A 26365-nucleotide genomic window follows, 5' to 3' on the forward strand; every position below is an offset into this window, starting at 1 on the left:
CCGTGACCGCCCGCATCGCCGAGCCCGCCGAGGCACGCTCCACGCGCCCTGCATCTCGCCCTGTGCTGCCGCTCTGGGCGGCGCTGCTCGCCGCGGCGACCGCAGGGGGGCTTCTCAACCTGGCGTTCCCCGCGCTGTCGGTGTGGATCGCTGCGTTCCCCGCCGTGGCCCTTCTCCTGGTGGCGCTGATCGGACGCCGCACGTCGTCCGCCCTGCTGGTGGGGTTCGTGTACGGCGCAGTGCTGTTCCTGGTTCTCGTCTCGTGGACGGCGCGCTACCTGGGGCCGATACCGTGGCTCGCACTCGGCCTGCTCGAGGCGGCGCTGACGGCGGTCGCCCTGATCCCGGTGACGCTCGCGTACCGCTGGATCCCGGTGCTGGTCCGTCCGGGTCTGCTCCGCGCCGGCATCCTCTCCGTGGTGGTGGCGGCCCTGTGGATCGGCCGCGAGCTGTTCCTCGGGAACTGGCCCTACGGCGGGTTCCCCTGGGCGCGCATCGCCTACACGATGTCCGACACCGCGGCGGCGCGGGTGACGAGCTGGATCGGGATCAGCGGACTCGGATTCCTGATGGTGCTCCTCGTGGCGTTCCTCGTCGAACTCGCACGCAGTCGCCCGCGTTCGCGCGGCGCGGCGGTGGTGCCGCCGATCGTGCTGGTGGCGCTGCTCGCGGTCCTTCCTGCGTTCCCCACCGCAGCGGACGGCACGATGCGGATCGGCGCGGTGCAGGGCAACGGTCCGACCGGGTATTTCGACAAGCGCGAGCCACTCGACGTGCTGACCGCGCAGGCGGCGGCGACGGAGCCGCTGTACGGCAAGCGCATGGATCTGCTGGTCTGGCCGGAGGGCGGTCTCGACGGCGATCCGTTCCAGTACCCGGTGCTGTCGGACGCGCTCGACGGGATCGCCACACGCGCGCAGGCACCGATCCTCGCGAATGCGGCCACGCAGAAGGGCGAGCTGTTCTACAACACCTCGTTCCTGTGGCCGACCGACAATCACCGCACGCTGGCGAGGGGTGACGTGCAGACGCATTCGAAGCGGCACCCCGTGCCGTTCGGCGAGTACGTGCCCGATCGTGCGTTCTACAACGCGATCGTGCCGGATCTGATCGGCCTGATCGGCCGAGGGTACACGCCGGGCGCCGATGCACCGACCGTGCGCGTGGGCGCGACGACGGTGGGGCTGGCCATCTGCTTCGACGTGATCTATGACGAGGTCATCGCCGAGGGCATCGACGGCGGTGCCCAGGTGCTGGTGTTCCAGACGAACAACGCGGACTTCCGCGGCACTGTCGAGAACCTGCAGCAGCTCGGGATCGCGCGCATGCGGGCCGTCGAGACCGGGCGAGCGGTCGTGAACATCTCCACGGTCGGCACCAGTCAGGTGATCCGCGCCGACGGCTCCACGCAGGCCTCTCTGGACGAGGATCGCCCCGGTGCGCTGCTCGAAGATGTCGAGCTGCGCACCGGGGCGACTGCGGGGGTGCTCATCGGGCCCTGGCTGGAGCAGATCCTGCTGTGGGGCGGGCTGCTCGTGGTCGTCGCCGCGGGTGTGTCCGCTCGGGTACGACGGGGCCGGTCGGAGGCTTAGGCGCCGATCCGTTCGCGGGTCGGGTCTTCGCCGGCGCCGCGACGCGCGCGGATGAACGCGAGGCGCTCTTCCAGGAGTTCCTCGAGCTCGGCACGGGTGCGGCGCTCCAGAAGCATGTCCCAGTGGGTGCGTCCGCCCTTGTCGCCGTCCGCCGCGATCTCGACGGACTTGCCGTCGATCTGCAGTCGGGCGTCAGCGCCGCACGCGCGGCACTCCCAGGTGGCCGGCGGCTCGGCATCGGCCGCGAACATCAGTGTGGTCACGTGGCCGCAGGTGTCGCAGGAGTATGCGGTCTGCTGGCGTTCCATGAAGACGACGCCCTCTTCGCTCTGAAGGCTCTGGGCGCCGAGTCGGATTCCCCGAAGGCTGCGATCTGCCATTGTGTGGTCCTCTCGTCGCCCTCAGGTATATCGGCCCGGGCTGTGCAGAAGGTGCGAAGGGGGCAAACCATGAAGGCTTTCACAGTCGATACCCAGCCCGGGAGCGCTCAGCACGTGAAACGGGACTGAGTCCGCGGGACGACGAAACTGGATCTCAGCGCGGGTCGAGGGCCTTGATCGCGACGTCCGCACGATCCGTGACGATGCCGTCGGCACCGGCGGACACCAGCGCGCGCATGCGCTCGGGGTCGTTGACGGTCCACACGTGCACCTCGACGCCGGCGTCGTGCGCGGCGCGCACGAGTGCCGGCGTGAACACCCGCAGCGCACCGAACCGCTCGGGGATCTGCACGGCGTCCAGCCCTCGCAGTATGCAGCGCGCCCAGCCGCGAAGACGCAGGGCCGACGCCAGACGCAGCAGCGCGATCGCGGTCCGCCCGCCGGAGGAGGCCGGCAGGACCTCGGCGCCTGCAGCCGCGGCGGCTTCCAGCGCGGCGCGACGGTTGCGGTCGTCGAAGCTCGTGAGCAGCACCCGATGCCCGTGCGCGGCCGCAGCGCGTCCCACGTCCCCGGCAGCTGCGAGCGCCTTCACATCCACGTTGAAGCGCAGCAGCGGGAAGGACTCGAGCGCGTCGGCGAGCGTGAGCAGTCCGCCGTGGGCGGCGAACAGCGCGACCAGCTCGGCCGTCGTGACCTCGGCGACCGGGCGGGGATCTCCGAGCAGTCGTTGCAGCGTCTCGTCGTGGAACAGCACGGCATCGCCATCAGCGGTCGCCCGGCAATCCGTCTCCACGTACTCCGCGCCCGCGGCGTCCGCGGCGGCGATGGCGAGAGCGGAGTTGTCGAACACGGACGAGTCCTCGCCCACCAGACCGCGATGAGCGAGGACTCGCGGCGCCGAAGCGCCCTGGAAGTACGGGTGCGTCACGCGGCGCCGTTTGAAGCTGACGCGGGAGGAGTGGCGGCAGCGGCAGCGGCCGCGCGCGTGGTCGGGACCGCCGCTGCGGGCGCCGTCGATGTGAACGGAGTGGATCCGCCCGCCCCCGGCGTGAAGGCGCCGCCGAAGTTCTTCAGCGCCTCGGTGAACTCGCTCGGGATGATCCACAGCTTGCTGGACGCGCTCTCACTGATCTTCGGCAGCATCTGCAAGTACTGGTACGCGAGCAGCTTGTCGTCGGGCTGGCCCTGGTGGATGGCGTTGAAGACGTTCTGGATCGCCTCCGCCTCGCCCTCGGCGCGCAGTACCGCGGCCTGCTTCTCACCCTCGGCACGGAGGATGTCCGCCTGCCGCTGACCTTCTGCCTCCAGGATCTGCGACTGCTTGGTGCCCTCTGCGGTGAGGATCGCCGCGCGACGGTCGCGCTCGGCGCGCATCTGCTTCTCCATCGAGTCCTGGATCGAGACGGGCGGGTCGATGGCCTTCAGCTCGACGCGCCCGACCCGGATGCCCCACTTGCCGGTCGCCTCATCCAGCACGATGCGCAGCTGACCGTTGATGTTGTCACGGCTGGTCAGCGCCTCCTCGAGGTTCAGTCCGCCGACCACGTTGCGCAGCGTGGTGGTCGTGAGCTGCTCGACGGCGCCGAGGTAGTTCGCGATCTCGTAGGTCGCGGCGCGGGCGTCGGTCACCTGGAAGTACACGACGGTGTCGATCGACACCACGAGGTTGTCCTCGGTGATCACGGGCTGCGGCGGGAACGAGACGACCTGCTCGCGCATGTCGATGAGAGGGCGCAGGCGATCGATGAACGGCACGAGCAGGTTCAGGCCCGGCATCAGGGTCTTGTGATACCTGCCGAGCCGCTCGACGACGCCGGCGGTGGCCTGGGGGATGATCCTGACCGAACGGGCGATGGTCACCAGCACGAAGATGATGACGGCGATCGCCAGGATCCATCCGATGGCGGTGGGGATGAAGGACGCGCTGTCCATGAAGGGCTGCTCCTGTTTCTCCTAGACGTGGGTGGAACGGACGTACGCGGTGGCGCCTTCGATCCGCTCCACCGTCACGGGGGCGCCGGGGGAGAGGGGCGCGATGACGGGAGCCTCGGAGGCGAGGCGGGCGGTCCAGGTGTCGCCGTTGCTGAGCTTGACCTGCCCGGTGAGCGTCGTGACCTCGAGCAGCACGGTGCCGTGCAGCCCGATCAGTGCAGCGACGTTGGATCGGGTCTGGTCCTCGCCGCGATGGAGGCGACGCAGCAGCGGTGGGCGCAGCACGAAGATGAGCAGCACGGCGGCGAGGGCGGCGATGATCACCTGCACCCAGACGGGCCATCCCGTGAGGGTGGAGAGCAGGCCCACGGCCGAACCGAGTCCGAGCATGAGGAACGTCATGTCGAGCGTGAAGATCTCGATGACGAAGAACAGGACCATGAGGACCAGCCAGCCGATCCACGCCCAGTCCTGGAACATCTGCAGGATCGTGTCCATACCGCCCCCTCTTTTTGCCAACCTATCACGCGGTCAGTGCGCCTCTTCCGCGTCACTCTCCGCGGAATCACGCGGATTGGTAGGGTGTTCTGGTCCCACCCGCGCGCCGTGTGCGCACCCTCTCCGAGGAGTCCCCGTGTCTCAGACCCTTCCCGCAGAATCGCTGACCGGCAAGGTCGCCCTCGTCACCGGATCCTCCCGTGGCATCGGCGCCGACACGATCCGGTATTTCGCGGAGGCGGGGGCGGATGTCGTCATCAACTTCCGCAACAAGGCTCCTCGCGCGGAGAAGCTCGCCGGCGAGGTGCGGGCCCTGGGCCGCCGCGCGCTGGTGGTCGGCGCCGATCTGACGGATCCGACCTCTGTCGCCGGGATGTTCGACGCGGTGAAGGCGGAGTTTGGCGGGCTGGACGTGCTGGTGCTGAATGCCTCCGGAGGCATGGAGGCGAACATGGGTGAGGACTACGCACTGCGCCTCAACCGCGACGCCCAGGTCAACGTGCTGGAGACCGCTCTTCCTTTGCTGCGCGAGGGCGGGCGCATCGTCTTCGTCACCAGCCACCAGGCCCACTTCATCCGGACCACGCCGACGATGCCGGAGTACGAGCCGGTGGCGCTGTCCAAGCGTGCCGGCGAGGACGCGCTGCGGGAGCTGATCCCGACGATCGAGGCGCAGGGCGTGGAGTTCGTCGTCGTCTCGGGCGACATGATCGAGGGGACCATCACGGCGACGCTGCTGGAGCGGGCCAACCCCGGCGCGATCTCTCAGCGCCGCGAGTCGGCAGGGCGTCTGTACAACGTGTCGGAGTTCGCCGCCGAGGTCGCCAGGGCCGCCGTCGAGCCGGTCCCGGCCGACCACACCCGTCTGATCGGCGACGTCAGCGGATTCGTCGCCGAGTAGTCCGAACACGCGGAAGCGGCCCGGAGCAGATGCGCCGGGCCGCTTCCGCGTGCAGAAGGAGTCAGAGACCGGCGGCGTCCGCGACGGCCTTAGCGTCCTTCGCGATCGTGATCGCGCGCACGATCTGCATGACGCCGAGCACCACGAGCGAGATGCCGAGGAACAGCCAGAAGAACGGCACGGCCGCGAGCCCCAGGCTGATCACGGCGATGCCCGCCACGATGCTGAGCAGCGCGTAGAGCAGCGTCCAGGTCTTGGACCCGTCCTGCCCCATGAGGCTCAGCGAGACGACGCCGTCGAAGATCCAGCTGACGCCGATGAAGATCACGGTGACGAGCGCGAACGCGACGGTCGCCGCCTGGATGTTCGAGAACGCGATGACGCCCGCGACGATGTAGAGGAGTCCGAGGGCGATGTGGCCGACTCGGGCCCAACCGGACTTCGCGGCGCTGAAGATGCCGAGGCCGATGTAGACCACGCCGGCGACGATCAGATAGGCGGCAACGATTCCGGTGAGGACGAAAGCCGTCTTGACCGGCCACACCAGCATCACGATGCCTGCGATGAGTGCGATGATGCCGGACACGGCGAGGAAGATGCGAAGCGACTTCACGAGGCTCTTCGCATCGGCAACTGCTTCGGACATGGGGGACCCTTTCTGAGTAATCCCTGAGAATCTGGGATGGCCTTACTGTACCGCTCGGCACGGAAGGGATCCGCGAACCCCGCGCCGCCGTGCGAGGATCGGGGGATGAGCCCGGCCGCCGACGAGGATCACCTGCGGGATCTCGCCGCACTGCGAAGGGTCCGGGACCGCATCGATCGGGACTACGCCCAGCCGCTCGATGTCGAGGCTCTTGCGGCGGGGGTGCACATGTCGGCGGGGCACCTGAGCCGGCAGTTCAAACTGGTCTACGGCGAGCCGCCCTACTCCTATCTGATGACGCGACGCATCGAACGGGCGATGGCGCTGCTGCGCCGCGGCGACGTGTCGGTGACGGAGGCGTGCTTCGCCGTCGGATTCCAGTCGCTCGGGACGTTCAGCACTCGGTTCTCGGAACTCGTCGGTGTCTCCCCGAGCCGCTATCGCGCCGACCCGGGCCTGGGACCGGGGATCCCGTCGTGGATCGAGAAGCAGGCCACCAGACCGATCAGGAATCGAGAAGCCCCGCAGGATCCACCCGCGTAGCGTGAGCGGCATGGACATCATGATCAACGCCAGCTTTCTTCCGCACACCGATGCCGAGGAGTCGCTCCACTTCTACCGCGATGTGCTCGGGTGGGAATTGCGCAAGGACGTCGGCTACCAGCAGATGCGCTGGCTGACGGTGGGACCGGCGAACCAGCCGGACACCTCCATCGTGCTCACCCCGCCGGCGGTGGATCCGGGCATCAACGACGACGAGCGGCGCACGATCCTGGAGCTCATGGCGAAGGGCAGCTTCGGGGGAGTGGTGCTCGCGACGGACAATGTGGACGCGGCGTTCGCCGAGATCGAGTCGCGCGGCGGCGACGTCGTGCAGGAACCGATCGACCAGCCCTATGGGATCCGCGACTGCGCGTTCCGGGACCCGGCGGGCAACATGATCCGTCTGCAGCAGGTGGTCTGAACCCTGCGCGGTGCCCGCGGCGACGTCGCCGGGCACCGCTATCCTGTGACGCGCCCCTTGCCACCCCGTCCGATCCGGAGAGACACGCCGATGACAGAGCCGCACGTCGCCGACAGCCACGATGTGATCCGGGTGCAGGGCGCCCGGGAGAACAACCTGAAGGACGTCTCGATCGAGTTGCCGAAGCGCCGGCTGACGGTGTTCACCGGGGTGTCGGGGTCGGGCAAGAGCTCGCTCGTGTTCGACACGATCGCCGCTGAGTCCCGGCGCATGATCGACGAGACCTACAGCGCCTTCGTCCAGGGTTTCATGCCCTCGGTACCGCGCCCCGACGTCGACGTGCTCGACGGGCTGACCACGGCGATCCTCGTCGATCAGGAGCGTCTCGGTGCGAACCCCCGCTCGACCGTGGGCACCGTCACGGACGCGAATGCGATGCTGCGGATCCTCTTCTCGAAGCTCGGAACGCCGTACATCGGCGGGCCGACGGCGTTCTCCTTCAACATCCCCACTCAGAAGGCCAGCGGCGTGATGACCGGGCCCGGCGGCGAGAAGAAGATCGTCAAGGATGCGATCTACCTCGGCGGCATGTGCCCGCGGTGCGAGGGCAGAGGGGTGGTTTCGGATCTGGATCTCACCCAGGTCGTCGATGAGACGCGGTCGCTGAACGACGGCGCGATCATGGTGCCCGGGTACACCGCCGACGGCTGGATGGTTCGTCAGTTCGCCGAGTCGGGCTTCTATCCGGCGGACAGGCCGGTCTCGACATTCACGGAGAAGCAGCGTCAGCTGTTCCTGTACGGCGAGATCACCAAGGTCAAGATCAACGGGATCAACATCACCTACGAGGGACTCATCCCGAAGATCACGAAGTCCATGCTGTCGAAGGACATCGACGCGCTGCAGCCGCACATCCGCGCCTTCGTCGAGCGGGTCGCCACGTTCGCGGTCTGCCCGGAGTGCGACGGCACACGGCTCACCGAGGGGGCGCGTTCCTCGAAGATCGACGGCGTGAGCATCGCGGATGCCTGCCGCATGCAGGTCACCGACCTCGCCGCATGGGTGCATTCGCTCGACCTCCCCGGTGCCGGACCCCTGCTCGAGGCGCTGCGGGCCAACCTGGACGCATTCGTCACGCTGGGACTCGGCTATCTCTCTCTCGAGCGGCCGAGCGGCACGCTCAGCGGGGGAGAGGCGCAGCGGATCAAGATGCTCCGCCACCTCGGATCCTCGCTCACCGATGTCACCTACGTGTTCGACGAGCCCACGATCGGCCTGCATCCGCATGACATCGAGCGCATGAACGGCCTGCTGGAGCAGTTGCGCGACAAGGGCAACACCGTGCTGGTCGTCGAGCACAAGCCGGAGACCATCGCGATCGCCGATCACGTGGTCGACCTCGGGCCTGGAGCGGGGTCGGCCGGTGGCGAGATCTGCTTCGAGGGCACGATCGAGGGGTTGCGGGCCAGCGGCACGCTGACGGGGCGTCATCTCGACGACCGTGCAGCGCTCAAGCCTTCGGTGCGCGAGCGGACGGGGGCGATCGAAGTGCGCGGAGCCACGACGAACAATCTGCAGGGCGTCGACGTCGACGTGCCGCTCGGCGTCCTGACTGTGGTGACCGGGGTCGCCGGCTCCGGCAAGAGCTCGCTGATCCACGGTTCCGTGGCCAAGGGCGAGGGCGTCGTCTCGATCGACCAGACGGCCATCAAGGGCTCCCGTCGCAGCAACCCCGCCACGTACACCGGGCTGCTGGAGCCGATCCGCAAAGCGTTCGCGAAGGCCAACGGCGTGAAGCCGGCGCTGTTCAGCGCGAACTCCGAGGGCGCCTGCCCTACATGCAAGGGCGCGGGGGTGATCGTCACAGAGCTCGGCTTCATGGACACGGTGGAGAGTCCCTGTGAGGACTGCGGCGGAAAGCGCTTCCAGGCAGCGGTGCTCGAGTACAAGCTGGCCGGGAAGGACATCACCAAGGTTCTCGATATGCCCGTGGCGCAGGCGCACGAGTTCTTCCGTGGGGGAGAGGCCAAGATTCCCGCCGCGGTGACGATCCTGAGCCGCCTCGAGGATGTCGGACTGGGCTACCTCTCGCTCGGCCAGCCGCTGTCGACGCTGTCGGGAGGTGAGCGTCAGCGCATCAAACTCGCGACCCAGATGGCCGACGGCGCCGCGACCTATGTGCTGGACGAGCCGACGACGGGTCTGCACCTGGCCGACGTGCAGAACCTGCTCGGGCTGCTGGACCGCCTGGTCGACTCCGGCAGATCCGTGATCGTGATCGAGCACCACCAGGCCGTGATGGCGCACGCCGACTGGATCATCGACGTCGGCCCTGGCGCCGGCCGTGACGGTGGGCGCATCGTCTACGAGGGCACTCCGGCCGACCTCGTCGCGGCGAAGTCGACCGTGACGGGGGAGCACCTCGCCGCCTACGTGGGTGCGTGAGGGGGCGACGATGGCAGACCTCCGGATCTCGACGCGCAACTCGCGGTTCCAGCTGCTCGAGGCGCTGACGCGCAACCGAAACCACCGCTCACGCGAGCACCGTTTCGTGGTGCAGGGCGTTCGACCGATCTCGCAGGCGATCGAGCACGGCTGGACGATCCTCACCGTGATCCACGACGCACAGCGCACGCTGTCGCCGTGGGCCCGGGACGCGCTGCAGCAGGCGCAGGAGACGATCGCGATGAGCCCGGCCCTGCTCGCCGAGCTGGCGGACAAGGACGAGGGTGCCACCGAGATCATCGCCGTGGTGGCGATGCCGCCGGACGATCTGTCCCGGATCCCGGTGCCGCGCGACTTCCTCGGGATGGTGTTCGACCGGCCCACGCAGCCCGGCAACATCGGATCCATCCTGCGCTCCATGGACGCGCTCGGCGGGCACGGTCTGATCGTCTCGGGTCATGCGGCCGATCCGTACGACCCGAAGTCGGTCCGCGCCTCGACGGGGTCACTGTTCGCGACGCCCGTGGTTCGCGCCGCATCGGGCGGCCCGGTCTTCGACTGGGTGCGAGATGTTCGCGCGCAGGGCACGCCGCTCACGCTGGTCGCGACCGACGAGCACGGCGACGTCGATGTGTGGGACTACGACTTCGCCCAGCCCTCGCTGGTGCTGATCGGCAATGAGACGACCGGCCTCGCGCGCGGATGGCGCGAGGCCGCGGACGTGATCGTCCGCGTGCCGATGAGCGGTTCTGCAAGCTCGCTGAACGCCTCGAACGCCGCCACGCTGATGCTCTATGAAGCGGCGCGGCAGAGGGCCACCGGAAGCACCCCTCGACAGGGTGCGAGTTCGTGAGAGGCGTCGTGGCAGGCGCACGCCGGCTGAGGCGCCGGGCGCTGTCACTCTGAGTGGAGAGGCGCGTCAGGCGCGGTCGTGCAGCGTGATCCGATAGCCGTCCGGGTCCGCGAAGGTGAACGTGCGCCCGAACGGACCGTCGATCGGCTCCGCCGTGATCGTGTGACCGTCGGCGACGAGCGCCTCGTGGATCACCTGCACGTCGGTCGCATGGAACCAGACCGCAACGCCGATGCCCGGATGAGAGACTGCTGCCAGATCGGTGCCGGGCATGACCTCGCGCAGCGCAAACGCTATCGGCGTGGTCGCCAGGAGAATGCGCAGCATTGTGTCGAAGGTGGGGTTCACCTCGCCGCCTCGGGGCGAGCGTCCGCGTTCGATCCCGCCGTACGTGTAGACCGTGATGCCTGCGTCGTGTGCGACGCGTTCCTGAGACAGCCCTTTTCGCAGGCGAGCGTTGCGCACCACTTGACCGAATGCACGGGCCTGAGTGCGGCGTCGACGTGCGTGCGCGTGGTCAGGAAGGAATGTCATCGGCTTACTCGGTCGAAGTCACGCGAGTTCGCCGAGTCGTTGACATCGCGTCCTACTTCCGGCGCGCGGCCTTCACACGAGGCTCGCTCGGGAGCGCCAGCCACAGCACGACCAGTTCAGCGGAGGCGGCGACTTCGTCGCGGCCAACGAGACGGCACTCGTCCCCAACCGGAACTACAACTCCGTGACTCGGAGCTAGCTTCAGACGCACGCAGCCCCACAGCGCGGCCTCTTCCTTTGACGGAAGAGGCCGCGCTCACGTCTATATCGATCAACCGCCGAAGGGGGCGAGACTCAACCTGGGAATTCTCGATGGACGCCGAGTCGGGGACGTCTAACTCTTGCGGCGGACCGCGGGGCGGGAGTAGGAATTCCCTTGGCTGCTGGGGGGCCCTTAATAAGGGAGCGTCAATGAAGACCACAAGAGCACTCGCATTGTTCGCGGTTGGCGGTGCGCTGATCGCGTCTCTGACAACTTTCGGGGTGTCGACTGCAAGTGCGGCACCGCCGAGTACGCCAGGTCCACAGATTCATGGCTCAAAGAACTGTCCCGGAAATCTCAAGACCGTTGTCCCAGATAGCGGTGATGTTGCGAAACGCGGGATCAAGGCGGTCGGAGCTGCTCTCGGTGCAGACGGTGACGGATTGGAAGCCTCGCCAGCACTAGACAAGATCCTTAAGGGCAATCCACATTGGGTCTCAGAGATTCAGTGTGGCGATAGGCTCCCGCTTCGTGATCCGCACGTCACGGAGACCGGGACGATGACTCCCGCAGCCGCGTCAGGCACGACCAACATCACCAACGCGACTTCGTACAATTGGACCGGTTACCGCCTCAAGGGCACGGACCCCAACCACATCTACTACACGTCGGTCGCAGGCAACTGGTCCGTGCCCTACTTCGATCCGCCCAACAATTCCGTTCAGGAGAGCGCGTCACAGTGGGTCGGCATCGGATCCGGAGACACCGGGTGGGATCAACTGATCCAGGCTGGCACCGTCGCGTACACCGGGCCGGGCTGGAACGGCATCGGACCATCGGGAACATACGGGTTCTACGAGTCTTACCCCCTGCAGAGTGAGGTCATCATCCAGAACCTCCCCGTCAACAGTGGAGACGTCGCGGGAGCGAGCGTCAGCTACATCGCCCGCAGCAACACGATGATCTGGGTCGTCTGCTCAAGCTCAGCCAACAACACCTGCGTCTCGGGAACGGAAGCCCTAGGGTCCACTGTGGGCACCTATGCGGAACAAGCCGAGTGGATCATGGAGAGGCACTCGGTAAACGGCTTGAACACTCTGCTCCTTCCGTTCGTTAGGGCGGACTATTACGGCGCCACATATAAAGAATGGCGCGGCGGAAGCACAGTTTCCGACACATATATTCTCAACCAGGGACCAACAGGACCCGGTCTGACGCTCGACAACATAGCAATGGTGGATTGCGGCGGAACGCCAACGCTCGCATCCACAGGATCACTGGATAGTCAGGGAAACTTCTCCACCTTTTCGTACCATCAAGGAACGGCATGCTGAGCAAGAGAGTCGCCCGACAGGGGCCAACCGGGGAGCAATCATCCGTGATCAGTTGAGTGAATTCGGGAAAGAGCAACGATCAGGCGCAGCCAACGCGGTCTTCGCCATACTGCTCCTGGTCGTTGCTCTCACTGTCGCGATTCCAGGGAGCGGCGCACTCTGGGTCGAGCTCGGGCTGCTGACCGCCAGCAGTGGGCCGGTTGCGCCACCTTTCTGCGGCGGAGGAGCAACCGTCGTCATCGTCGCGGCCGTGCTCAACACGCTGATCCTCGTGGGTGGCGTCGCGGGCGTGATCGTTCTCCTCGTCAGGCGCCGTCGAGCGTGGCTGCTGGCATTGCTCACCCTTGTTGGCGTTCTACTCGTAGCCGTGATCGCAGCGGCTGCACTGCCCGGAACCGCCGCCGCGCTGTGCCACCCGTAGGGCAACTAGGTCGTGTCTGACAATCGGTGATCCAGCTGTCGAGGCCGCGAGCGGATAGCCGGATGCGTCTGGTTCTCTAGTCTTTGTCCATGGCGGATCGCGTGTTGGTGCTGCGGGCTGACGAGGCCCTCGTGCTCTTCGAACTGCTGCATCGTTGGGAAGACGAGGGCCGCGACCTGCAACTCCTCCCGGGCGAGCAGACCGCGCTGTGGGCTCTATCGGCGGCGCTCGAGCGAGTGGCTGAGGAGCCATTCGCTCCGCTCTACGCGGAACGGGTGCAACAGGCGCGTCAGCAGTTGCGCGAGCGGGACGACACGCTCGGCAAATCTTCTTTCGCTGATAATGCACATTATGTCAGATAGAAGTTGGCGGATGCCACTCCTCCAGCGCTCTACACGGATGCGCTGCCGCGGAGAATGCATTCGACCGCGTCTCCAGGCCGTGCTCCGTCAGCTCAGGGGTCAGCATGCCGCTCACTGCGAGGCTGGCGTATCCGTTGAGGCTGACGCGGGCTTACTGCAGGCCGTCTTCGCAGTTGCCACCGGGGCGCTGTCTCGACCACAGTTCGTACTCGGATCCGTCTTCGGTTTGGACCAACCACGGCGGAAACCTGACGAATTCATCCATCGCGAGGCTCCACGTCGAGCCTGCCGCAGCCCGGTGGGTCTTGGCCCATTCATACATCAGCTGACCGGTCTGAGACCAGTCCCGTTCGTTCATCTGCTGGGCGATGTCTGCCGGCATCGGTGCACTCCTCGGAGTGCTGTAGTCATAGGTGCACGAATACGCTCGTCCGCCGTCGCTGACGTAGCTCAGCGAGATGGTGACGTTGACCGGGTATCTGAAGTCGCGAACGAGGTCCATCGTCGCGATGACAGCAGCAATGGCGACCGCTGGTACAACGACGATCGCGATGGCCATGATGATCCACGGTATGAGCCGTCGCCGAGCCGACCCGGTGACCGGCTGGACCGCGGTGTGGGTGCCTTCGACGGGCGTGACGCGCTCTGAATCGGGCATGGTCTCACGATACACATTCTTGAACGCGTTCGAAACACGAGTGCGCCCAGCGCGCTGAGCCTCCGGCCAGGCCTCACCCGCCACGACCCTCTGTTGCCTCAGGGGCGCCCAGGCGACTCCGGTCCGTCTCGTCCGCACTCGCCGCCGGCGGCTGGGCTTCGCGCCAATACGTCTGCACGGCGGCGCCGGTTGCCAGGTGGACCTTCGAACGCGGCCGGTATCCGAGATGCTCGTATCTCCTGTCGTTGACGGGATTGGAAGACTCCAGATAAGTCGGGATGCCGAGCGCGTCGTAACGCGACAGTGCTGCGCGAAGCAGGCTCATGCCGTGCCCTCCCCCGCGCCACTCGGGTGCAACGCCGAGGAGTGTGAGGTACGCGTGCGGTTCATCGGGTCGGGCGGCTGCGAACCACTCCCCTGCTTGAGCGAGCCGGTCCGCAGCGGCGGCGCCCAGAAGTTCGAGAGTCATGGCGTCATAGGCGTCATGGGATGCGTCGGAGACCTCATTCGCGCCGGGTGGTAACCAGACGGATACAGCCTTGAGGGCTGGTCCTGCGGCGACCGTGACCATCGAGTCCGGGAAGCGTAGCGCCTCGGTGCACATGAAGTGCCAGAACGCGTCGGCCACCGCGCGCCGCCGACCGGACTCGGGAAATGCAGGCCCCCACACCGGGTCATCCAGGAACGCGAGCGTGAGTATTCGCGCCATCTCGTCCACGTCGGCTGCGCGTGCAGCGCGCGCGTCCTGCCTGAAGTCGCCCTTGCCCATGCTCTCCTCGAATCCGTTCCCGTCTGCCGCGCTGGTCGCTATCGGAAGCAATGGCCGAGCGATGGCAACCCTAACGCTAGTGCCCTTGGCGTGCATTATGCTGCACTCATGGAATCTCAGCCAGACCCACTTGCGCAGGCCATCGGCGTGCGAGTCAAGCGCGAGCGCATCGCACGCGGATGGACACTCGACCAGTTGGCGGAGCGCTCCGGAGTGAGCCGACGCATGATCGTCAACGTCGAGCAGGGCGCCGCCAACCCGAGCCTGGAGACGCTTCTGCGGATCTCCGATGCTCTGGGTATGGGCTTGCCTGCGCTCGTCGAGCCGCCTGCGCCCAAGACCGCCAAGGTGACCCGTGCCGGCGAGGGGGCGACGCTGTGGAGGGGCGAACAAGGCGGATTCGGCATGCTCATGGCGGGCACGGAGCCGCCGAATGTCGTCGAGCTGTGGGAGTGGGTTCTCGCCCCCGGCGATCGCCACGAGAGCGACGCTCACGCCAGCGGGACCCGAGAGATGCTGCTCGTGACCGAAGGCGCAGTCACCGTCTCGGTCGGCAACGACGCTTACGACCTGGTGGTCGGCGACACGGTGTCGTTCTACGCAGACATCGAGCACACGTATGTCAACGCCCAGGAAAGCCGGGCCCGACTGGTCCTCTGCGCATATGAGCCGGGCGTCGGGATCGCACATGGAGCGGAGACCGACAATGACTGAGACCTTCACATCGCAAGCGCAGGGATCCGCGGGCCCAGGTCGTGGCCGCCTTTCTCGAATCCCGGCGTGGACCATGGCCGTGGTGGCGATGATCTCGGTCCAGCTCTCCAATGCGCTCTCCGTGCCGGTCATCGAGCAGGTCGGCCCGGCCGGCACAGCATGGTTGCGCATGTGCTTCGGGGCGATGTTCCTCTGGATCATCGCGCGACCCGCGATCCGTTCGCTGCGCGGCAAGGACATTCCTGCTCTGCTCGCACTGGGCGTCGTGACCGGATTCATGACGACCTGCTTTCTCGCCGCGGTCGAACGCATGCCGCTGGGCACGACCGTGGCGATCGAGTTCCTCGGGCCGCTCACTGTCGCAGGCCTGATGAGCAAGCGACGCCGGGCGCTCGTGTGGCCGCTGCTCGCGTTCGTCGGCGTCGTACTGCTCACCGAGCCTTGGCGCGGGAACTTCGATGCCGTGGGCGTCGGCTTCGCCGCCGCCGCCGGAACATGCTGGGGGCTCTACAACGTGCTCACTCAGCATGTCGGGGATCGGTTCTCCGGCATCAGCGGGCTGTCGCTGACCATTCCCGTCGCAGCTCTGACGACGCTGCCGATGGGCCTGCCCCAGGTCATCGGCGGGACGTTCACCTGGTGGGTGCTGCCCGCCGCGGCAGGGATCGCGTTGATCACGCCGGTGATCGCATTCGGTCTCGAGATGATGGCGCTGCGACGGATGTCTCACACCGCGTTCGGCACGCTGCTCTCCATCGAGCCCGCATTCGGCGTCGTCATCGGGTTGCTCGTGCTGGCCCAGGCACCCAGCCTGGTGCAGGTCGTCGGGATCGCGATCGTCGTCATCGCCGGCGCGGCGGCTCAGCGCAGCGGCTCTCGCACCGAGGAACCCACGGTCACCGACGCTCCTCCGTCTGCCAGTGAGAGCAGATAGTCCGTTTGTCCGACGGCGCGACCGTGCGGGCATCCTGCCTGCCGACCCGCAGCGGCAGGGGGATCCCGATGCCCTACGCTGACGGGGTGATGGCTGCACCCCGACGGATCCCTGCCGGCGCCGAGCTGGAAATCCTCATGCGACTGTACGGATACCGCTTCACGCGCACCGGTGGCGTGGTCGGCGCCCAGGCATCGAACGAGGCGATCGATGTGACGGCGGCCGAGTCGTCCGGCTGGCCGGTCCGTGTCATCGAGCGGATCCGGCCGGTCGATATCGTCGAGCGCTCGATCGCCGCCGCATCGGTGCTGGACGAGGCAGCCGTGCTCGGCGCCTTCGTCGCAGGCCTGGGCAGTGCCCCGCACGGACGCCAGATCCTGATCTCCTTCGCCTGGGCACGGCATCTCGCGTCTGCGCCTGCGGCCGAGAACGGGTTGCCCGATTGCGGTCTGGACGCGCGTTCGGAGGATGCCTACGAGCTGGATTCGACCGAGGTGCTGCTGCGTCTCGCGCTCGGCTGGGCCTGGAACGAGCAGCCGCATCGCTATCTCCCCGATCTCGAGACCGCGGTCGCGGCGGGCCTCCCCTCCCCCACGGTCGATGACAAGGAGCGGCTACGCGCTTTGCTCGAGGTGATCTCAGCCCAGCCCGACGGCAGTCGCGCAAGCGAACTCGAGAAGGCGGTCGCGCGCGCGAAAGTCGTATCGGGCACAGACAAGTACCAGCGATATGGCATCCTCATCGGCCTCGCCGAGTACGGATTGCTGCCAAGCACTCTCGACCCCAGCTGGGACAGGTTCGTGTCTCGCCGCGAGATCGCCGAGGCTTGGTCCGGCGGACCTCGATCGGACATCACGCCGCCCCTGTCCGGCTGGCGCGGCGGAATCGACGCGGGACGGGCGGCGCGGCTGCTTGCCTTATGAGGATCCCCATGCTGGCGGAACCTCGGCGCAACAAGAAGCGGGCGTCCCGGCACGTGAGTGCCGAGGACGCCCGCTTGCCGTGAAGTCTCAGAGAGCCTGGATGTTCGCAGCCTGCATGCCCTTGGGGCCGCGCTCGGAGTCGAACGAGACCTTCTGGTTCTCTTCGAGGTTGCGGTACCCGTTACCGGTGATCGCGCTGAAGTGCGCGAAGACGTCGGCGCTGCCGTCGTCGGGCGCGATGAATCCGAAGCCCTTTTCGGTGTTGAACCATTTGACGGTGCCAGTGGCCATGTCGTCATTCCTTCTTGTCTGGGACCCGTTGAATGGTCCGCGAATCCGCGACGAGGCCGTCGGGAAATCTGGGGTGGCGCGTTCCGGCGCCAGGGTTCGTCCGTGAACGGACGGGCTGAGAGGGGTCCACGCGAGTCCCAGGGCCGGTGTCGGCCACGAGTCGGATACGGGAACAACAGGAGAGATCAGAGAACCAACCGGTCAGAATGCATCACAATGGCTGACGCAACCAGAGTCACTGAACTGAATACCCGCTCGATCGATGATCGAGCCCAGAAGCTGGTCCGGAGCAGGACTCCGGCAGAAACCGCAACTTCAACAACCTGGGCAACAGCCTATCCCTTCCCACCTGGGTGAAGGCCCAGAGCGTCACCGATCATGCAGGTCCGTCAGGATGTGCCAGGTCGTAGGCACGAGACACCATCTTCGGTACGACCATGCGCCACGCGTCGACGACGAACTCGCGTGCCTCCCCCGGGTCGAGCGCCGCGAGTTCGGAACGCACCCAATGGAATCGCATGTCGGACGGCGACGGCAGCTGGAACTTCTCGGGTTGACCTCCGACGAGTCCTTCGCGCAGTTCTTTGGGGAAGCCGAACTCCATCGTCCGTTCGTCCGCCGAGAACGCGACATACACGAGCTGACCGACGCGGAACTTCAGCCGCCCTCGGACGTAGACCTCGTACGAGCGTTCCAAGGTGGATCCGAGTGCGCGTACATCCTCGATCGTCGCCATGCTCGACCTCCTTGCGTCGAGAATAGGCCGGTCAGGGAGTGGGATCCCGCACGGTGAGCAGTGAACGACCGTGCGTGCCTTCCTTCGTCACCGTGCCGGTCTCGACGAACCCGAGCTTCTCCAGCGCGCGCCGTGACGCGAGGTTCCAGTCCCACACGCTCGCCCAGAGGCGCGCATGCCCGGACTCGCCGGCCCAGGCGATCACCGCGCGACCGGCTTCTGTGGCGTACCCGTGGTTGTGCACCTCGCGGAGGAGCTCGAAGGCCAGTTCCGGCTGGTTCGCATCGCCCGTGCCGTCGAACACCACACCGCAGTATCCGATCGCCTCACCGGTCGCGCGGAGCACCACGGTGAGCAGACCGGGAGCCTCCTGACCGCTCCCCCGACGGATGTCCTTCGCGATATCGGCGACAGTCGGTCGCCCCTCCGCGTCGAGTCGACGGTGGGGAGGAACGCGCTCATCGCGCTCGGTCCACAGCTGATGGAACACGAGGGCGTCTGCTTCCTGCTGCGGTCGCAGGATCAGGCGCTCGGTCGTCAGCGTCGGACGCGTGCTCTCGGCCATGATGCCATCCTCGCATCGGTGTGCACGGTCGGGGACGGTGGCGCCTTTCGATGGAACACGCTCGGCGGGCGTCAGCGCCGGGGCGTCCAGCCCGACGGCAGCGGACCGGCGAGAAGCGCTCTCTCCTCGTCCGCGTTGAGCGACCAGCCCTGGGCGGCGTCGACGCCGTCGAACCCGCCGCGGGCGAGGCGGAAGCCCAGGTCGTCCTGCGTGGTGCGGGGATCTCCCCCACGACGTACCGATGCGCGCACGCTCCAGGCGTCATCGGCGAAACCGCCCCCGCGGAACACGCGGTACTCGCCGTAGCGCGCCGGATCCAGCAGATCCCAGCACCACTCCCAGACGTTGCCGAGGGTGTCGAAGAGCCCGTTCAGGTTCGGCATCCGCTCCCCCACACGTTGCGCGTGGCGCAGGCCATCAGCGGCGGTCCAGGCGATCTCCGGGAGCGGTCCGTAGTGCGGCGTGGTCGACCCGGCGCGGCACGCGTATTCCCACTCCGCCTCGGTCGGCAGGCGGTAACCGTCGGCTGTGACATCCCAGTGCACCTCCGTGCCATCGAAGCGATAGGCCGGATCGAGCCCCTCCCACTCCGAAGCGGCGTTGCAGAAGCGGATCGCGCGCTGCCAGGAGACGTCGACGGCAGGGCGATCAGGGTGCTCGGCCGCGATTCCGAGCAGCTCCGAGACCTGCTCCTCGGTCACCGCGAATGCGCCGATCTCGAACGGTTCCAGGTCCACTCTCCAGCGGCGCTTGGTCCGTGCATCGTGCAAGACGACGGAACCAGCCGGCAGGGTGCGCATCTCGATGTCACTCATCTCAGGGCAGTCTAGGAGCGGCCGAACGTACGATCGGGTCCATGACGGCCGCCGCTTCCCACCGCGCTCTGGATCGGGTCTTCGCGGTGAGCATCGTTCTCAAGGGACTGGACGGCGCGGCCGAGCTGATCGGCGGTCTTGCGTTGCTCTTCCTCTCACCCGCCCGACTGCGCGAGTGGCTCGGCGATGTGGTCGCCTTCGTCCTCGTCGGACACGAGCACTCCCCTGTCTTCCACTGGGCGATACACCTCGGAGACTCGTGGGGCACGAGGACGACGCTCTTCGCGGCCGCGTACCTGCTGCTGCACGGCGTCATCAAAGTGGTGCTCGTCTGGGCGTTGCTGAAACAGCAGTTGTGGGCGTATCCGTGGATGCTCGCGGCGCTCGCGGTCTTCATCGCGTTGCAGTGCTACGAACTGATCGTCCACTTCAGCTGGTGGATGCTCGCGCTCACCCTCTTCGACGTGTTCATCGTCTTCCTCACCGCGCGCGAGTGGCAACTGCACCTGAAGCGCCGCGCTGCGGGCGCCGATGTCGGAGCCGTCCCGTAGCGTCTCCGACATGACACGCGCGATCTTCTACACCGCCTCGACGCTGAACGGATTCCTCGCAGATCCCGACGACTCGCTGGACTGGCTCCTCACGATCCCGCAGGAGCAGGCCACGGGCGACATCGCGGCGTTCACCGAAAGGGTCGGCGTTCTCGTCGAGGGGGCGTCGACATACGAGTGGGTGCGCGACCACGAGGACCTCCTCCGCCACCCTGAGCGCTGGCAGCAGTTCTACGGCGATCGTCCGACATTCGTCTTCACACGGCGATCGCCGGAGCCCGTGCCGGGCGCCGACATCCGATTCGTGCAGGGAGAGGTCGCCGAGCACTGGCCCGACATCGTCGAGGCAGCCGGTGGCAGGGATGTGTGGATCGTGGGCGGCGGAGACCTGGTGGGCCAGTTCGCGGACGCAGGCCTGCTCGATGAGATCGTCGTCACCTTCGCTCCCGTGACTCTCGCGGCGGGCAAGCCGCTGCTTCCCCGGGACCTCGATCACAGCAGGCTCGAGCTCACCGGCGTTCGCCAGGCCGGGCCTTTCGCCGAGCTCACCTATCGGCTGACCGGGAGGCCCGAAGCACCCTGATCGCGCGGCGTCGGCGGACTGTGCGGAACCTCTACGCTGAACACGTGCCCGAAGCCCTCCTGACCGCCGAGCGACTCGTGCGACGGTTCGCCCGCGACACCAACCTGCTGGTGGCAGGCCGAACCTTCGACGTCATCGGCGAAGGCGATGTTCCCGACGAACTCCGCACGCTTCTCGTTCGCCTCCGAGCTCGCGTGGGCGATGGCGCCGTCGCGTTCGTCCCGGGGGAAGAGGCCGAGATCCTGCTCGACGGGGCCCCGTTCCCTCCGCGGGAGGGCGCCGATGACCGGATCGACTTCGCGGGCGACTACATGCCCGTGTCGCGCGACATCGCTGCGAGGCTGAGGGACACAGCTGCGGTGCGCGGCGTTCGCATCGGCATCGCGATGGTCCTCGAGCCGAAGACGGCGCAGCTCGCCCTGCTCCTGCGCGACGCCGGCGCCGAAGTCGCGGTCTACGCCCACCCGGATGAGATCGACGTCGACGTGGCCGCCGCTCTGCGCGCTCGAGGTATTCCGGTCGACGGGGATCCTGCGCTGTCCGGCGTCGCAGAGCGTGAAGCCGCCGTCGCGTTCCTCCGCCGGGGCCACGAGCTGCTGCTTGATGACGGTTCGCACTTGATCCGGCTCGCGCATGAGGCCGATGTCCTGGCCGACCTCAGAGGCGCGGCTGAGGAGACGACGAGCGGGCTGACTCCCCTGCGCCGGATGGCGGCCGAAGGCGCGCTGCGGATCCCGGTGATCGCCGTCAACGACGCGCCCATGAAGACAGCCTTCGACAACCGCTACGGCACCGGTCAATCCTGTGTGTTCGCGATCGCCGACGTTCTGGACGTGGCAGGTATCGGAATTCGGGACCAGCCCGCGGTCGTGGTCGGCTACGGCCCCGTCGGTGAGGGCGTCGCGGCGCATCTGCGCGCACTCGGCGCCGCGGTCGGCGTGACGGAGACGGATCCGGTGCGCGCCCTGCGCGCCGCGCACGATGGCTATGCGACAGGTCTTCTGAGCGATCTCGCGCCGAACGCCCTTGTCGTCTCGGCCACAGGTGCGCCGCACACGATCGATGCCGAGACCCTCCGCGCGGCCCGCGTCGTGGCCGTGGCCGGCGGCGTGCCCGAGGAGGTGGATCTCGACCCCACGGGCCTGCAGCCGGTCTCGCACGCGGGAGCCGTGCTCCCGCACCTGGAGCAGGTCGGCGACGGCGCCCTGCTCGTGGCTCGAGGAGGCTGCGTCAACCTTGCCGCGGCGGAGGGCAACCCGATCGAGATCATGGATCTGTCGTTCGCGGTGCAGCTGTCTGCTGTCGAGCAGCTGCTCGCCTCGCCGCTGCCGGCGGGAGTGCACCCGTTCCCCGGCGACGCCGACGAGCTCGTCGCCCGTGCTGCTCTCGCGGCGCGCGGCGAGGCCGTCGACGTCCGCAGCACGGCGCAGCAGCGCGCGCAGCAGGACTGGCGCTCCCCTCGCTACCGCCGGGAGGACGTTGCATGAACGACGTCACCCTCTACTCCGCGGGCCAGGTGTTGCCGATCACGGCACCGCCGATCACCGACGGCGCGGTGGCCGTGCAGAACGGCAGGATCCTGCACGTGGGTGAACGCGCCTGGGTGCGGAGATCCCTCTCGGATCGGGGTCTCACGCCCTCAGAAGTGCACTGGCCCGGCGTACTGATACCTGGGCTGGTCAACGCGCACACCCACCTGCAGTACACCGGGATGGCGGAGGTAGGTCGAGGCCGGTATCGCGGATTCGAGGACTGGGCGACGGCGTTCGACCCCGTGTACGAGCAGGGACGGGACTGGGCCGCGGATGCGGCGGACGGCGCGTCGCGCCTGATCCGCAGCGGGACGACTGCCGCCGCCGATGTCGTGACCGACCGCACCGCGGCATCCGCACTGCACGATGCGGGGTTGCACGGCATCACCTACTGGGAGGTGATGAGCTGGACCAATGCGGAGTGGGCCCGCACCGGACGCCGTCAGGTGGAGGAGTCGCTCGACGCACTGCCCACTCCCCCCGGCACCGGGCTGTCGCCGCACGCCCCCTACTCGCTCGATATCGAACCGCTCCTGGAGATCCCTGACATCGTCCGCGAGCGCGGCGGACGCATACACATCCACCTCGGTGAGGCGGCGTTCGAGAGCGAGTTCGCGCACGGTCAGGCGCACGCCTGGCATACAGCGGGCCTGGCGAGCTTCCAGGAGCTGCGCGACGCCGGCTTCGGCACGAGCGCGACCGAGTTCGTGGACCAGCTCGGGGTACTCGGACCCGACTGCCATATCGCTCACGGCGTCTACATGAGCGCGCGCGATCGGGCGATCCTGCGCGAACGGCACACGAGCGTCGCGCTGTGCCCCCGCTCGAACGCCGTCGTCGGGTTGGAGGAGCCGCCGATCGCCGCATACCTGCGCGAGGGCAACCCGATCGCGGTGGGGACCGACTCGCTCTCGTCCAGCCCCTCGCTGGACCTGCTCGCGGACGTCGCCGAGCTCGCACGCATCGCCCGGTCGCAGGGGTACACCGACCGTGACCTGCACGCGCGGCTCCTGAACGCCGCGACCCTGGGTGGCGCGCACGCCATGGGGATCGACGTCGGCCCGGACCGCACCGGCTACCTCGCCGTGGGCGCGCTCGCAGACCTGGCGTTCTTCGACGTCGCACCGGGGGCGGACGCGGTCGTCGAGCTCGTGGAGTCCGGCGCGGGGCGATCCGCTGCCACCGTCATCGCCGGCGAGGTCCGACACGCGACCGCCGCCTTCGAAACACCCCTGACCGCCCTGTAACGGAGCCACCCATGACTGCGCCTGTTCCCGCGACCGCGATCCGCCTCGATCTCGAACCGCACCCCGAAGGAGGCTGGTTCCGCCGCACCTGGACGAGCGCCATTCCGGTCGAGACCGTCGGCGGCACGCGCCCCGCGGCCACCTGCATCCACTATCTCCTCACGCCGGAGGAATCCAGCGCGTGGCACGTCGTCTCCAGCGACGAACTCTGGCTCTGGCACGGCCCCGGCCGCCTCGAGCTGAGTCTCGGCGGATCCGGAGCCGCTCCGGGAGAAGCCGAGAAGATCGTGCTGGGCCCCGGCGATGCCGCGCAGGCGCTGGTCCCCGCCGGAGTCTGGCAGGCCGCACGCCCCCTCGACGACAGCGAGGTGCTGGTCTCCTGTTTCGTTTCGCCCGGTTTCGACTTCGCCGACTGGCGTCTCGCCGATTCCTCTACGGTATGAACGGGGCACCTGCGCCCGCAGCCATACCCGTCCGCCCCCGCACCTCAGGAGTCCCCGTGTCCCTCGCACCTGCTCTGCGCCGCACCGCGCTCACGGCGACGGTCGTCGCCGCCGCCCTCGTCCTTGCCGCCTGCAGCGGCCCCGCCTCGTCGTCCACGCCGTCCGCTGGTGCGGACGCCACCGGCGCCGCCCTGCAGACCGTCACTGCGGGCAAGCTCACGATCGCCACGGGCGACCCCGACTACGAGCCCTGGTTCATCGACAACGACCCCGCCAACGGCAAGGGCTTCGAGGGTGCTGTCGCCCACGCCGTCGCCACCGAGCTCGGGTTCTCCGACAAGCAGATCGTCTGGACGCGCACCGGCTTCGACGCCGCGATCGCTCCCGGCCCCAAGGACTGGGATCTCAACATCCAGCAGTTCTCGATCTCCGAGGACCGCAAGAAGGCCGTCGACTTCTCGTCGTCGTACTACACGACCACTCAGGCGGCCGTCGCCGCGAAGGGCACCCCCGCCGCCACGGCCACGAGCATCGCCGACCTCAAGAAGGCCAAGGTCGGCGTCGCCACCGGCACGACGAGCTACACCGTCGCGAAGGCGCAGCTCGGCACCGCCGACCTCAGCGTCTTCAACTCGGTCGACGATGTCGTCCAGGCTCTCAAGGGCGGCCAGATCGACGCGATGATCACCGATCTGCCCGGGGCGTTCTACGTGACCGGGGCACAGCTCGAGAACGCCAACGTGATCGGCCAGTTCGCCGATGACAAGGGCGGAGACCAGTTCGCCTTCGTGCTCCCGAAGAATTCCGCGCTGACTCCGGCCGTCACCAAGGCCGTGGACGCCCTGCGGAAGAACGGCACCATCGCCGAGCTGCAGAAGAAGTGGCTCAGCGAGGCCGTGAACGTCCCCGTCCTGAAGTGACCTCTCCCCTCGCCGACGCGGCGTGGCAGCCGAGCCCCCTCGAGCTGTCGCGTCGCGCACAGCGCCGCCGTGCGACGACGCTTTCCGTTCTGCTCGCGCTGCTGAGCAGCCTGGTGGTGGCTGGCGTCCTCGTCATCGTCATCGCCAACACCCCGGGATGGAAGGTCGTGCGTGAGACCTTCTTCGATCCGAAGGTGGCGGTCGCGAGCGTGGGCCCGATCTTCCAGGGCCTGCTGCTCAACATCCTCGTGCTCGTGATCGCGGCGGTCTGCGTAGCGCTGCTGGGCACGCTGCTCGCCGTCCTGCGCTCCCTTCGCGGTCCGGTGTTCTTCCCGCTGCGTCTTCTCGCGGCCGCGTACACGGACTTCTTCCGCGGCGTCCCGCTGCTGATCGTGTTGTATCTGGTGGGCTTCGGGATCCCGGCGCTCATGATCTTCCCCCGGATGCCCGCGATGTTCTGGGGCACGATCGCCCTCGTGATCAGTTATTCGGCGTACGTCTCCGAAGTGCTCCGCGCCGGCATGGAGGCCGTGCACCCGTCGCAGCGGGTCGCCGCCCGGTCGCTGGGTCTCACGCATGGGCAGACCCTGCGGATCGTCGTGATCCCACAGGGCGTGCGCAAGGTCGTCCCCGCGCTCATGAACGACTTCGTCTCGATGCAGAAGGACGTGGGACTCATCTCAGTCCTCGGCGCCATCGACGCGGTCCGTGCGGCTCAGCTGCAGGTCGCCGAGACGTTCAACTTCACGCCGTACATCGTCGCCGGACTCTTCTTCGTGATCCTGAGCTGGCCGATGATCCGTCTCACGGACGTCGTCACCGCGCGTCTCAACAAGCGCGAGCAGGCCGGAGGGATCGTATGACCGCCCCCGTGATCGAAGCGATCGGAGTGCGCAAGCGCTTCGGCGACCATGATGTGCTGCGCGGGATCGACCTGGCCGTCGATGCGCATGAGGTCGTCGTGCTCATCGGCGCGTCCGGATCCGGAAAGTCCACGCTCCTCCGCACGATGAACCTCATCGAGCGCGTCGATGACGGGCAGATCCTGCTCTCGGGAACCGACATCACGGATCCGCGGATCGATGCGGACGCGATTCGCGCACGGATCGGGGTCGTGTTCCAGCACTTCAACCTGTTCCCGCATCTCACCGTGCTCGACAACGTCACGCTCGCGGCACGCCGTGTGCACCGCATGCCGAAGGCGGAGGCGAGCCGGCGCGGTAGGGAGCTGCTGACCGCGCTCGGCCTCGGTGACAAGGCGGATGCCTACCCCGACCGTCTCTCCGGCGGGCAGCAGCAGCGTGTGGCGATCGTGCGTGCCATCCTGACCGATCCGGAACTGCTGCTCCTCGACGAGATCACGAGCGCGCTCGACCCGCAGCTGGTCGGCGAGGTGCTCGATCTCGTCCGGGAGCTCAAGGGGCGCGGTACCACGATCCTCATGGCCACGCACGAGATGTCCTTCGCGCGCGACGTCGCCGATCGGGTCGTCTTCCTCAAGGACGGCGTGCTCGTGGAGCAGGGACCGCCCCAGCAGATCTTCGACGCACCGCAGCACCCTGCGACAGCCGAGTTCCTCGCCCGCGTCTCGCACTGACCGCACGGGGGCTGAGCAGTATC

General features: G+C 67.6%; 32 protein-coding genes. 20 read left to right on the forward strand and 12 right to left on the reverse strand.

What is annotated here, in order from left to right; genetic code table 11:
• Nucleotides 1–2: 2 nt before the first annotated feature.
• Entirely contained in the window at nt 3–1592 is a 1590-nt protein-coding gene (lnt, locus tag AB4078_RS02920) for an apolipoprotein N-acyltransferase (protein WP_441975883.1), read from the forward strand.
• Here lnt and AB4078_RS02925 read toward each other — a convergent pair.
• The 4 genes from AB4078_RS02925 to AB4078_RS02940 all read right to left on the reverse strand — a co-directional run bounded on the left by AB4078_RS02925 (nt 1589) and on the right by AB4078_RS02940 (nt 4402).
• Entirely contained in the window at nt 1589–1972 is a 384-nt protein-coding gene (locus tag AB4078_RS02925; protein ID WP_440731726.1) for an RNA polymerase-binding protein RbpA, read from the reverse strand. The two genes, lnt and AB4078_RS02925, sit on opposite strands and share 4 nt — an antisense overlap.
• Before the next feature lie 154 nt (nt 1973–2126).
• On the reverse strand, nt 2127–2900 hold the full coding sequence (locus tag AB4078_RS02930) for a glycerophosphodiester phosphodiesterase family protein (RefSeq protein ID WP_441975884.1): 774 nt from the start codon (nt 2898–2900) through the stop codon (nt 2127–2129).
• Nucleotides 2897–3904, reverse strand: coding sequence for an SPFH domain-containing protein (locus AB4078_RS02935; RefSeq protein ID WP_440731728.1), 1008 nt, complete (start codon nt 3902–3904; stop codon nt 2897–2899). The genes AB4078_RS02930 and AB4078_RS02935 overlap by 4 nt, the downstream gene beginning before the upstream one ends.
• A gap of 21 nt (nt 3905–3925) precedes the next feature.
• Nucleotides 3926–4402, reverse strand: coding sequence for an NfeD family protein (locus AB4078_RS02940; RefSeq protein ID WP_440731729.1), 477 nt, complete (start codon nt 4400–4402; stop codon nt 3926–3928).
• 136 nt (nt 4403–4538) lie between these two features.
• Between AB4078_RS02940 and AB4078_RS02945 the strand changes: the two genes are divergently transcribed.
• Nucleotides 4539–5303 carry an SDR family oxidoreductase gene (locus AB4078_RS02945; protein ID WP_441975885.1) on the forward strand — a complete coding sequence of 255 codons (765 nt, stop codon included), beginning with the start codon at nt 4539–4541 and terminating at the stop codon, nt 5301–5303.
• Between the two features lie 61 nt (nt 5304–5364).
• Here AB4078_RS02945 and AB4078_RS02950 read toward each other — a convergent pair whose 3' ends face one another.
• Nucleotides 5365–5949 carry an HdeD family acid-resistance protein gene (locus AB4078_RS02950; RefSeq protein ID WP_045252047.1) on the reverse strand — a complete coding sequence of 195 codons (585 nt, stop codon included), beginning with the start codon at nt 5947–5949 and terminating at the stop codon, nt 5365–5367.
• A 105-nt stretch (nt 5950–6054) separates the two neighbouring features.
• On the opposite strand from AB4078_RS02950, the gene AB4078_RS02955 reads away from it, so the two are divergent.
• The 4 genes from AB4078_RS02955 to AB4078_RS02970 all read left to right on the forward strand — a co-directional run bounded on the left by AB4078_RS02955 (nt 6055) and on the right by AB4078_RS02970 (nt 10211).
• Entirely contained in the window at nt 6055–6492 is a 438-nt protein-coding gene (locus tag AB4078_RS02955) for a helix-turn-helix transcriptional regulator (RefSeq protein WP_441975886.1), read from the forward strand.
• Between the two features lie 10 nt (nt 6493–6502).
• Nucleotides 6503–6913, forward strand: a complete 411-nt coding sequence (locus AB4078_RS02960; RefSeq protein ID WP_441975887.1) for a VOC family protein — start codon at nt 6503–6505, stop codon at nt 6911–6913.
• Between the two features lie 90 nt (nt 6914–7003).
• On the forward strand, nt 7004–9358 hold the full coding sequence (locus AB4078_RS02965) for an ATP-binding cassette domain-containing protein (protein ID WP_441975888.1): 2355 nt from the start codon (nt 7004–7006) through the stop codon (nt 9356–9358).
• A gap of 10 nt (nt 9359–9368) precedes the next feature.
• Nucleotides 9369–10211 (forward strand): TrmH family RNA methyltransferase, encoded by an 843-nt coding sequence (locus AB4078_RS02970; protein ID WP_441975889.1) that lies wholly within the window; start codon nt 9369–9371, stop codon nt 10209–10211.
• A gap of 66 nt (nt 10212–10277) precedes the next feature.
• On the opposite strand, the gene AB4078_RS02975 is transcribed toward AB4078_RS02970, so the two are convergent.
• On the reverse strand, nt 10278–10745 hold the full coding sequence (locus AB4078_RS02975) for a helix-turn-helix domain-containing protein (protein ID WP_441975890.1): 468 nt from the start codon (nt 10743–10745) through the stop codon (nt 10278–10280).
• Between the two features lie 762 nt (nt 10746–11507).
• On the opposite strand from AB4078_RS02975, the gene AB4078_RS02980 reads away from it, so the two are divergent.
• The 3 genes from AB4078_RS02980 to AB4078_RS02990 all read left to right on the forward strand — a co-directional run bounded on the left by AB4078_RS02980 (nt 11508) and on the right by AB4078_RS02990 (nt 13064).
• Nucleotides 11508–12281 (forward strand): G1 family glutamic endopeptidase, encoded by a 774-nt coding sequence (locus tag AB4078_RS02980; protein ID WP_441975891.1) that lies wholly within the window; start codon nt 11508–11510, stop codon nt 12279–12281.
• A 52-nt stretch (nt 12282–12333) separates the two neighbouring features.
• Nucleotides 12334–12702, forward strand: coding sequence for a hypothetical protein (locus AB4078_RS02985; RefSeq protein ID WP_441975892.1), 369 nt, complete (start codon nt 12334–12336; stop codon nt 12700–12702).
• An 89-nt stretch (nt 12703–12791) separates the two neighbouring features.
• Complete coding sequence (locus AB4078_RS02990; RefSeq protein ID WP_441975893.1) at nt 12792–13064, forward strand: hypothetical protein; 273 nt, start codon at nt 12792–12794, stop codon at nt 13062–13064.
• Nucleotides 13065–13215: 151 nt separating this feature from the next.
• On the opposite strand, the gene AB4078_RS02995 is transcribed toward AB4078_RS02990, so the two are convergent.
• Nucleotides 13216–13722, reverse strand: a complete 507-nt coding sequence (locus tag AB4078_RS02995; protein ID WP_441975894.1) for a hypothetical protein — start codon at nt 13720–13722, stop codon at nt 13216–13218.
• Between the two features lie 73 nt (nt 13723–13795).
• Complete coding sequence (locus AB4078_RS03000; RefSeq protein ID WP_441975895.1) at nt 13796–14491, reverse strand: GNAT family N-acetyltransferase; 696 nt, start codon at nt 14489–14491, stop codon at nt 13796–13798.
• A 108-nt stretch (nt 14492–14599) separates the two neighbouring features.
• On the opposite strand from AB4078_RS03000, the gene AB4078_RS03005 reads away from it, so the two are divergent.
• From AB4078_RS03005 to AB4078_RS03015, 3 genes are all read left to right on the forward strand, one after another.
• Nucleotides 14600–15205, forward strand: coding sequence for a helix-turn-helix domain-containing protein (locus tag AB4078_RS03005; protein ID WP_441975896.1), 606 nt, complete (start codon nt 14600–14602; stop codon nt 15203–15205).
• 73 nt (nt 15206–15278) lie between these two features.
• Nucleotides 15279–16139, forward strand: coding sequence for an EamA family transporter (locus tag AB4078_RS03010; protein ID WP_441975897.1), 861 nt, complete (start codon nt 15279–15281; stop codon nt 16137–16139).
• 176 nt (nt 16140–16315) lie between these two features.
• Nucleotides 16316–17062, forward strand: coding sequence for a hypothetical protein (locus tag AB4078_RS03015; protein ID WP_441975898.1), 747 nt, complete (start codon nt 16316–16318; stop codon nt 17060–17062).
• Between the two features lie 87 nt (nt 17063–17149).
• Here the strand turns inward: AB4078_RS03015 and AB4078_RS03020 are convergent, their stop codons facing one another.
• The 4 genes from AB4078_RS03020 to AB4078_RS03035 all read right to left on the reverse strand — a co-directional run bounded on the left by AB4078_RS03020 (nt 17150) and on the right by AB4078_RS03035 (nt 19469).
• Nucleotides 17150–17353 carry a cold-shock protein gene (locus AB4078_RS03020; protein ID WP_440731741.1) on the reverse strand — a complete coding sequence of 68 codons (204 nt, stop codon included), beginning with the start codon at nt 17351–17353 and terminating at the stop codon, nt 17150–17152.
• 376 nt (nt 17354–17729) lie between these two features.
• Nucleotides 17730–18089, reverse strand: a complete 360-nt coding sequence (locus AB4078_RS03025; protein ID WP_440731742.1) for an MmcQ/YjbR family DNA-binding protein — start codon at nt 18087–18089, stop codon at nt 17730–17732.
• Between the two features lie 31 nt (nt 18090–18120).
• A complete protein-coding gene (locus tag AB4078_RS03030; protein WP_441975899.1) occupies nt 18121–18654 on the reverse strand; it encodes a GNAT family N-acetyltransferase in 534 nt (177 codons plus the stop codon).
• Between the two features lie 71 nt (nt 18655–18725).
• Nucleotides 18726–19469, reverse strand: a complete 744-nt coding sequence (locus AB4078_RS03035; protein ID WP_441975900.1) for a formylglycine-generating enzyme family protein — start codon at nt 19467–19469, stop codon at nt 18726–18728.
• Nucleotides 19470–19510: 41 nt separating this feature from the next.
• Here AB4078_RS03035 and AB4078_RS03040 point away from each other — a divergent pair, with 41 nt between their 5' ends.
• Genes AB4078_RS03040 through AB4078_RS03075 form a run of 8 tightly spaced genes read left to right on the forward strand, consistent with a single transcriptional unit; the run spans nt 19511 to nt 26342 of the window.
• Nucleotides 19511–20020 carry a DUF2127 domain-containing protein gene (locus AB4078_RS03040; RefSeq protein WP_441975901.1) on the forward strand — a complete coding sequence of 170 codons (510 nt, stop codon included), beginning with the start codon at nt 19511–19513 and terminating at the stop codon, nt 20018–20020.
• Between the two features lie 10 nt (nt 20021–20030).
• Nucleotides 20031–20603: a dihydrofolate reductase family protein gene (locus AB4078_RS03045; RefSeq protein ID WP_441975902.1), complete on the forward strand. Its 573-nt coding sequence runs from the start codon at nt 20031–20033 to the stop codon at nt 20601–20603.
• Nucleotides 20604–20647: 44 nt separating this feature from the next.
• On the forward strand, nt 20648–22090 hold the full coding sequence (locus AB4078_RS03050; protein ID WP_441975903.1) for an adenosylhomocysteinase: 1443 nt from the start codon (nt 20648–20650) through the stop codon (nt 22088–22090).
• A complete protein-coding gene (locus AB4078_RS03055) occupies nt 22087–23382 on the forward strand; it encodes an amidohydrolase family protein (RefSeq protein ID WP_441975904.1) in 1296 nt (431 codons plus the stop codon). Before AB4078_RS03050 ends, AB4078_RS03055 begins: the two co-directional genes overlap by 4 nt.
• Nucleotides 23383–23393: 11 nt before the next feature.
• Nucleotides 23394–23825: a cupin domain-containing protein gene (locus tag AB4078_RS03060; protein ID WP_440731749.1), complete on the forward strand. Its 432-nt coding sequence runs from the start codon at nt 23394–23396 to the stop codon at nt 23823–23825.
• A 56-nt stretch (nt 23826–23881) separates the two neighbouring features.
• A complete protein-coding gene (locus AB4078_RS03065; protein ID WP_441975905.1) occupies nt 23882–24745 on the forward strand; it encodes an ABC transporter substrate-binding protein in 864 nt (287 codons plus the stop codon).
• Nucleotides 24742–25608, forward strand: coding sequence for an amino acid ABC transporter permease (locus AB4078_RS03070; protein WP_441975906.1), 867 nt, complete (start codon nt 24742–24744; stop codon nt 25606–25608). Before AB4078_RS03065 ends, AB4078_RS03070 begins: the two co-directional genes overlap by 4 nt.
• Nucleotides 25605–26342, forward strand: a complete 738-nt coding sequence (locus AB4078_RS03075) for an amino acid ABC transporter ATP-binding protein (RefSeq protein WP_440731752.1) — start codon at nt 25605–25607, stop codon at nt 26340–26342. Before AB4078_RS03070 ends, AB4078_RS03075 begins: the two co-directional genes overlap by 4 nt.
• Nucleotides 26343–26365: the final 23 nt, after the last annotated feature.

The sequence above is a fragment of the Microbacterium sp. 2MCAF23 genome (assembly GCF_052115565.1).
GTDB lineage: Bacteria > Actinomycetota > Actinomycetes > Actinomycetales > Microbacteriaceae > Microbacterium.

Bases quoted from the DNA above. Each gene is read 5' to 3' on its own strand.
- AB4078_RS02935 (WP_440731728.1), bottom strand. From the start codon at position 3,904: ATGGACAGCGCGTCCTTCATCCCCACCGCCATCGGATGGATCCTGGCG.
- AB4078_RS03060 (WP_440731749.1), top strand. From the start codon at position 23,394: ATGACTGCGCCTGTTCCCGCGACCGCGATCCGCCTCGATCTCGAACCG.
- AB4078_RS03010 (WP_441975897.1), top strand. From the start codon at position 15,279: ATGGCCGTGGTGGCGATGATCTCGGTCCAGCTCTCCAATGCGCTCTCC.
- AB4078_RS02950 (WP_045252047.1), bottom strand. From the start codon at position 5,949: ATGTCCGAAGCAGTTGCCGATGCGAAGAGCCTCGTGAAGTCGCTTCGC.
- AB4078_RS03075 (WP_440731752.1), top strand. From the start codon at position 25,605: ATGACCGCCCCCGTGATCGAAGCGATCGGAGTGCGCAAGCGCTTCGGC.
- AB4078_RS02975 (WP_441975890.1), bottom strand. From the start codon at position 10,745: ATGACATTCCTTCCTGACCACGCGCACGCACGTCGACGCCGCACTCAG.
- AB4078_RS02925 (WP_440731726.1), bottom strand. From the start codon at position 1,972: ATGGCAGATCGCAGCCTTCGGGGAATCCGACTCGGCGCCCAGAGCCTT.
- AB4078_RS02995 (WP_441975894.1), bottom strand. From the start codon at position 13,722: ATGCCCGATTCAGAGCGCGTCACGCCCGTCGAAGGCACCCACACCGCG.
- AB4078_RS02970 (WP_441975889.1), top strand. From the start codon at position 9,369: ATGGCAGACCTCCGGATCTCGACGCGCAACTCGCGGTTCCAGCTGCTC.
- AB4078_RS03055 (WP_441975904.1), top strand. From the start codon at position 22,087: ATGAACGACGTCACCCTCTACTCCGCGGGCCAGGTGTTGCCGATCACG.
- AB4078_RS02960 (WP_441975887.1), top strand. From the start codon at position 6,503: ATGGACATCATGATCAACGCCAGCTTTCTTCCGCACACCGATGCCGAG.
- AB4078_RS03035 (WP_441975900.1), bottom strand. From the start codon at position 19,469: ATGAGTGACATCGAGATGCGCACCCTGCCGGCTGGTTCCGTCGTCTTG.
- AB4078_RS02965 (WP_441975888.1), top strand. From the start codon at position 7,004: ATGACAGAGCCGCACGTCGCCGACAGCCACGATGTGATCCGGGTGCAG.
- AB4078_RS02940 (WP_440731729.1), bottom strand. From the start codon at position 4,402: ATGGACACGATCCTGCAGATGTTCCAGGACTGGGCGTGGATCGGCTGG.
- AB4078_RS03045 (WP_441975902.1), top strand. From the start codon at position 20,031: ATGACACGCGCGATCTTCTACACCGCCTCGACGCTGAACGGATTCCTC.
- AB4078_RS03020 (WP_440731741.1), bottom strand. From the start codon at position 17,353: ATGGCCACTGGCACCGTCAAATGGTTCAACACCGAAAAGGGCTTCGGA.
- AB4078_RS02990 (WP_441975893.1), top strand. From the start codon at position 12,792: ATGGCGGATCGCGTGTTGGTGCTGCGGGCTGACGAGGCCCTCGTGCTC.
- AB4078_RS03000 (WP_441975895.1), bottom strand. From the start codon at position 14,491: ATGGGCAAGGGCGACTTCAGGCAGGACGCGCGCGCTGCACGCGCAGCC.
- AB4078_RS02955 (WP_441975886.1), top strand. From the start codon at position 6,055: ATGAGCCCGGCCGCCGACGAGGATCACCTGCGGGATCTCGCCGCACTG.
- AB4078_RS03005 (WP_441975896.1), top strand. From the start codon at position 14,600: ATGGAATCTCAGCCAGACCCACTTGCGCAGGCCATCGGCGTGCGAGTC.
- AB4078_RS02980 (WP_441975891.1), top strand. From the start codon at position 11,508: ATGACTCCCGCAGCCGCGTCAGGCACGACCAACATCACCAACGCGACT.
- AB4078_RS03040 (WP_441975901.1), top strand. From the start codon at position 19,511: ATGACGGCCGCCGCTTCCCACCGCGCTCTGGATCGGGTCTTCGCGGTG.
- AB4078_RS03030 (WP_441975899.1), bottom strand. From the start codon at position 18,654: ATGGCCGAGAGCACGCGTCCGACGCTGACGACCGAGCGCCTGATCCTG.
- AB4078_RS03025 (WP_440731742.1), bottom strand. From the start codon at position 18,089: ATGGCGACGATCGAGGATGTACGCGCACTCGGATCCACCTTGGAACGC.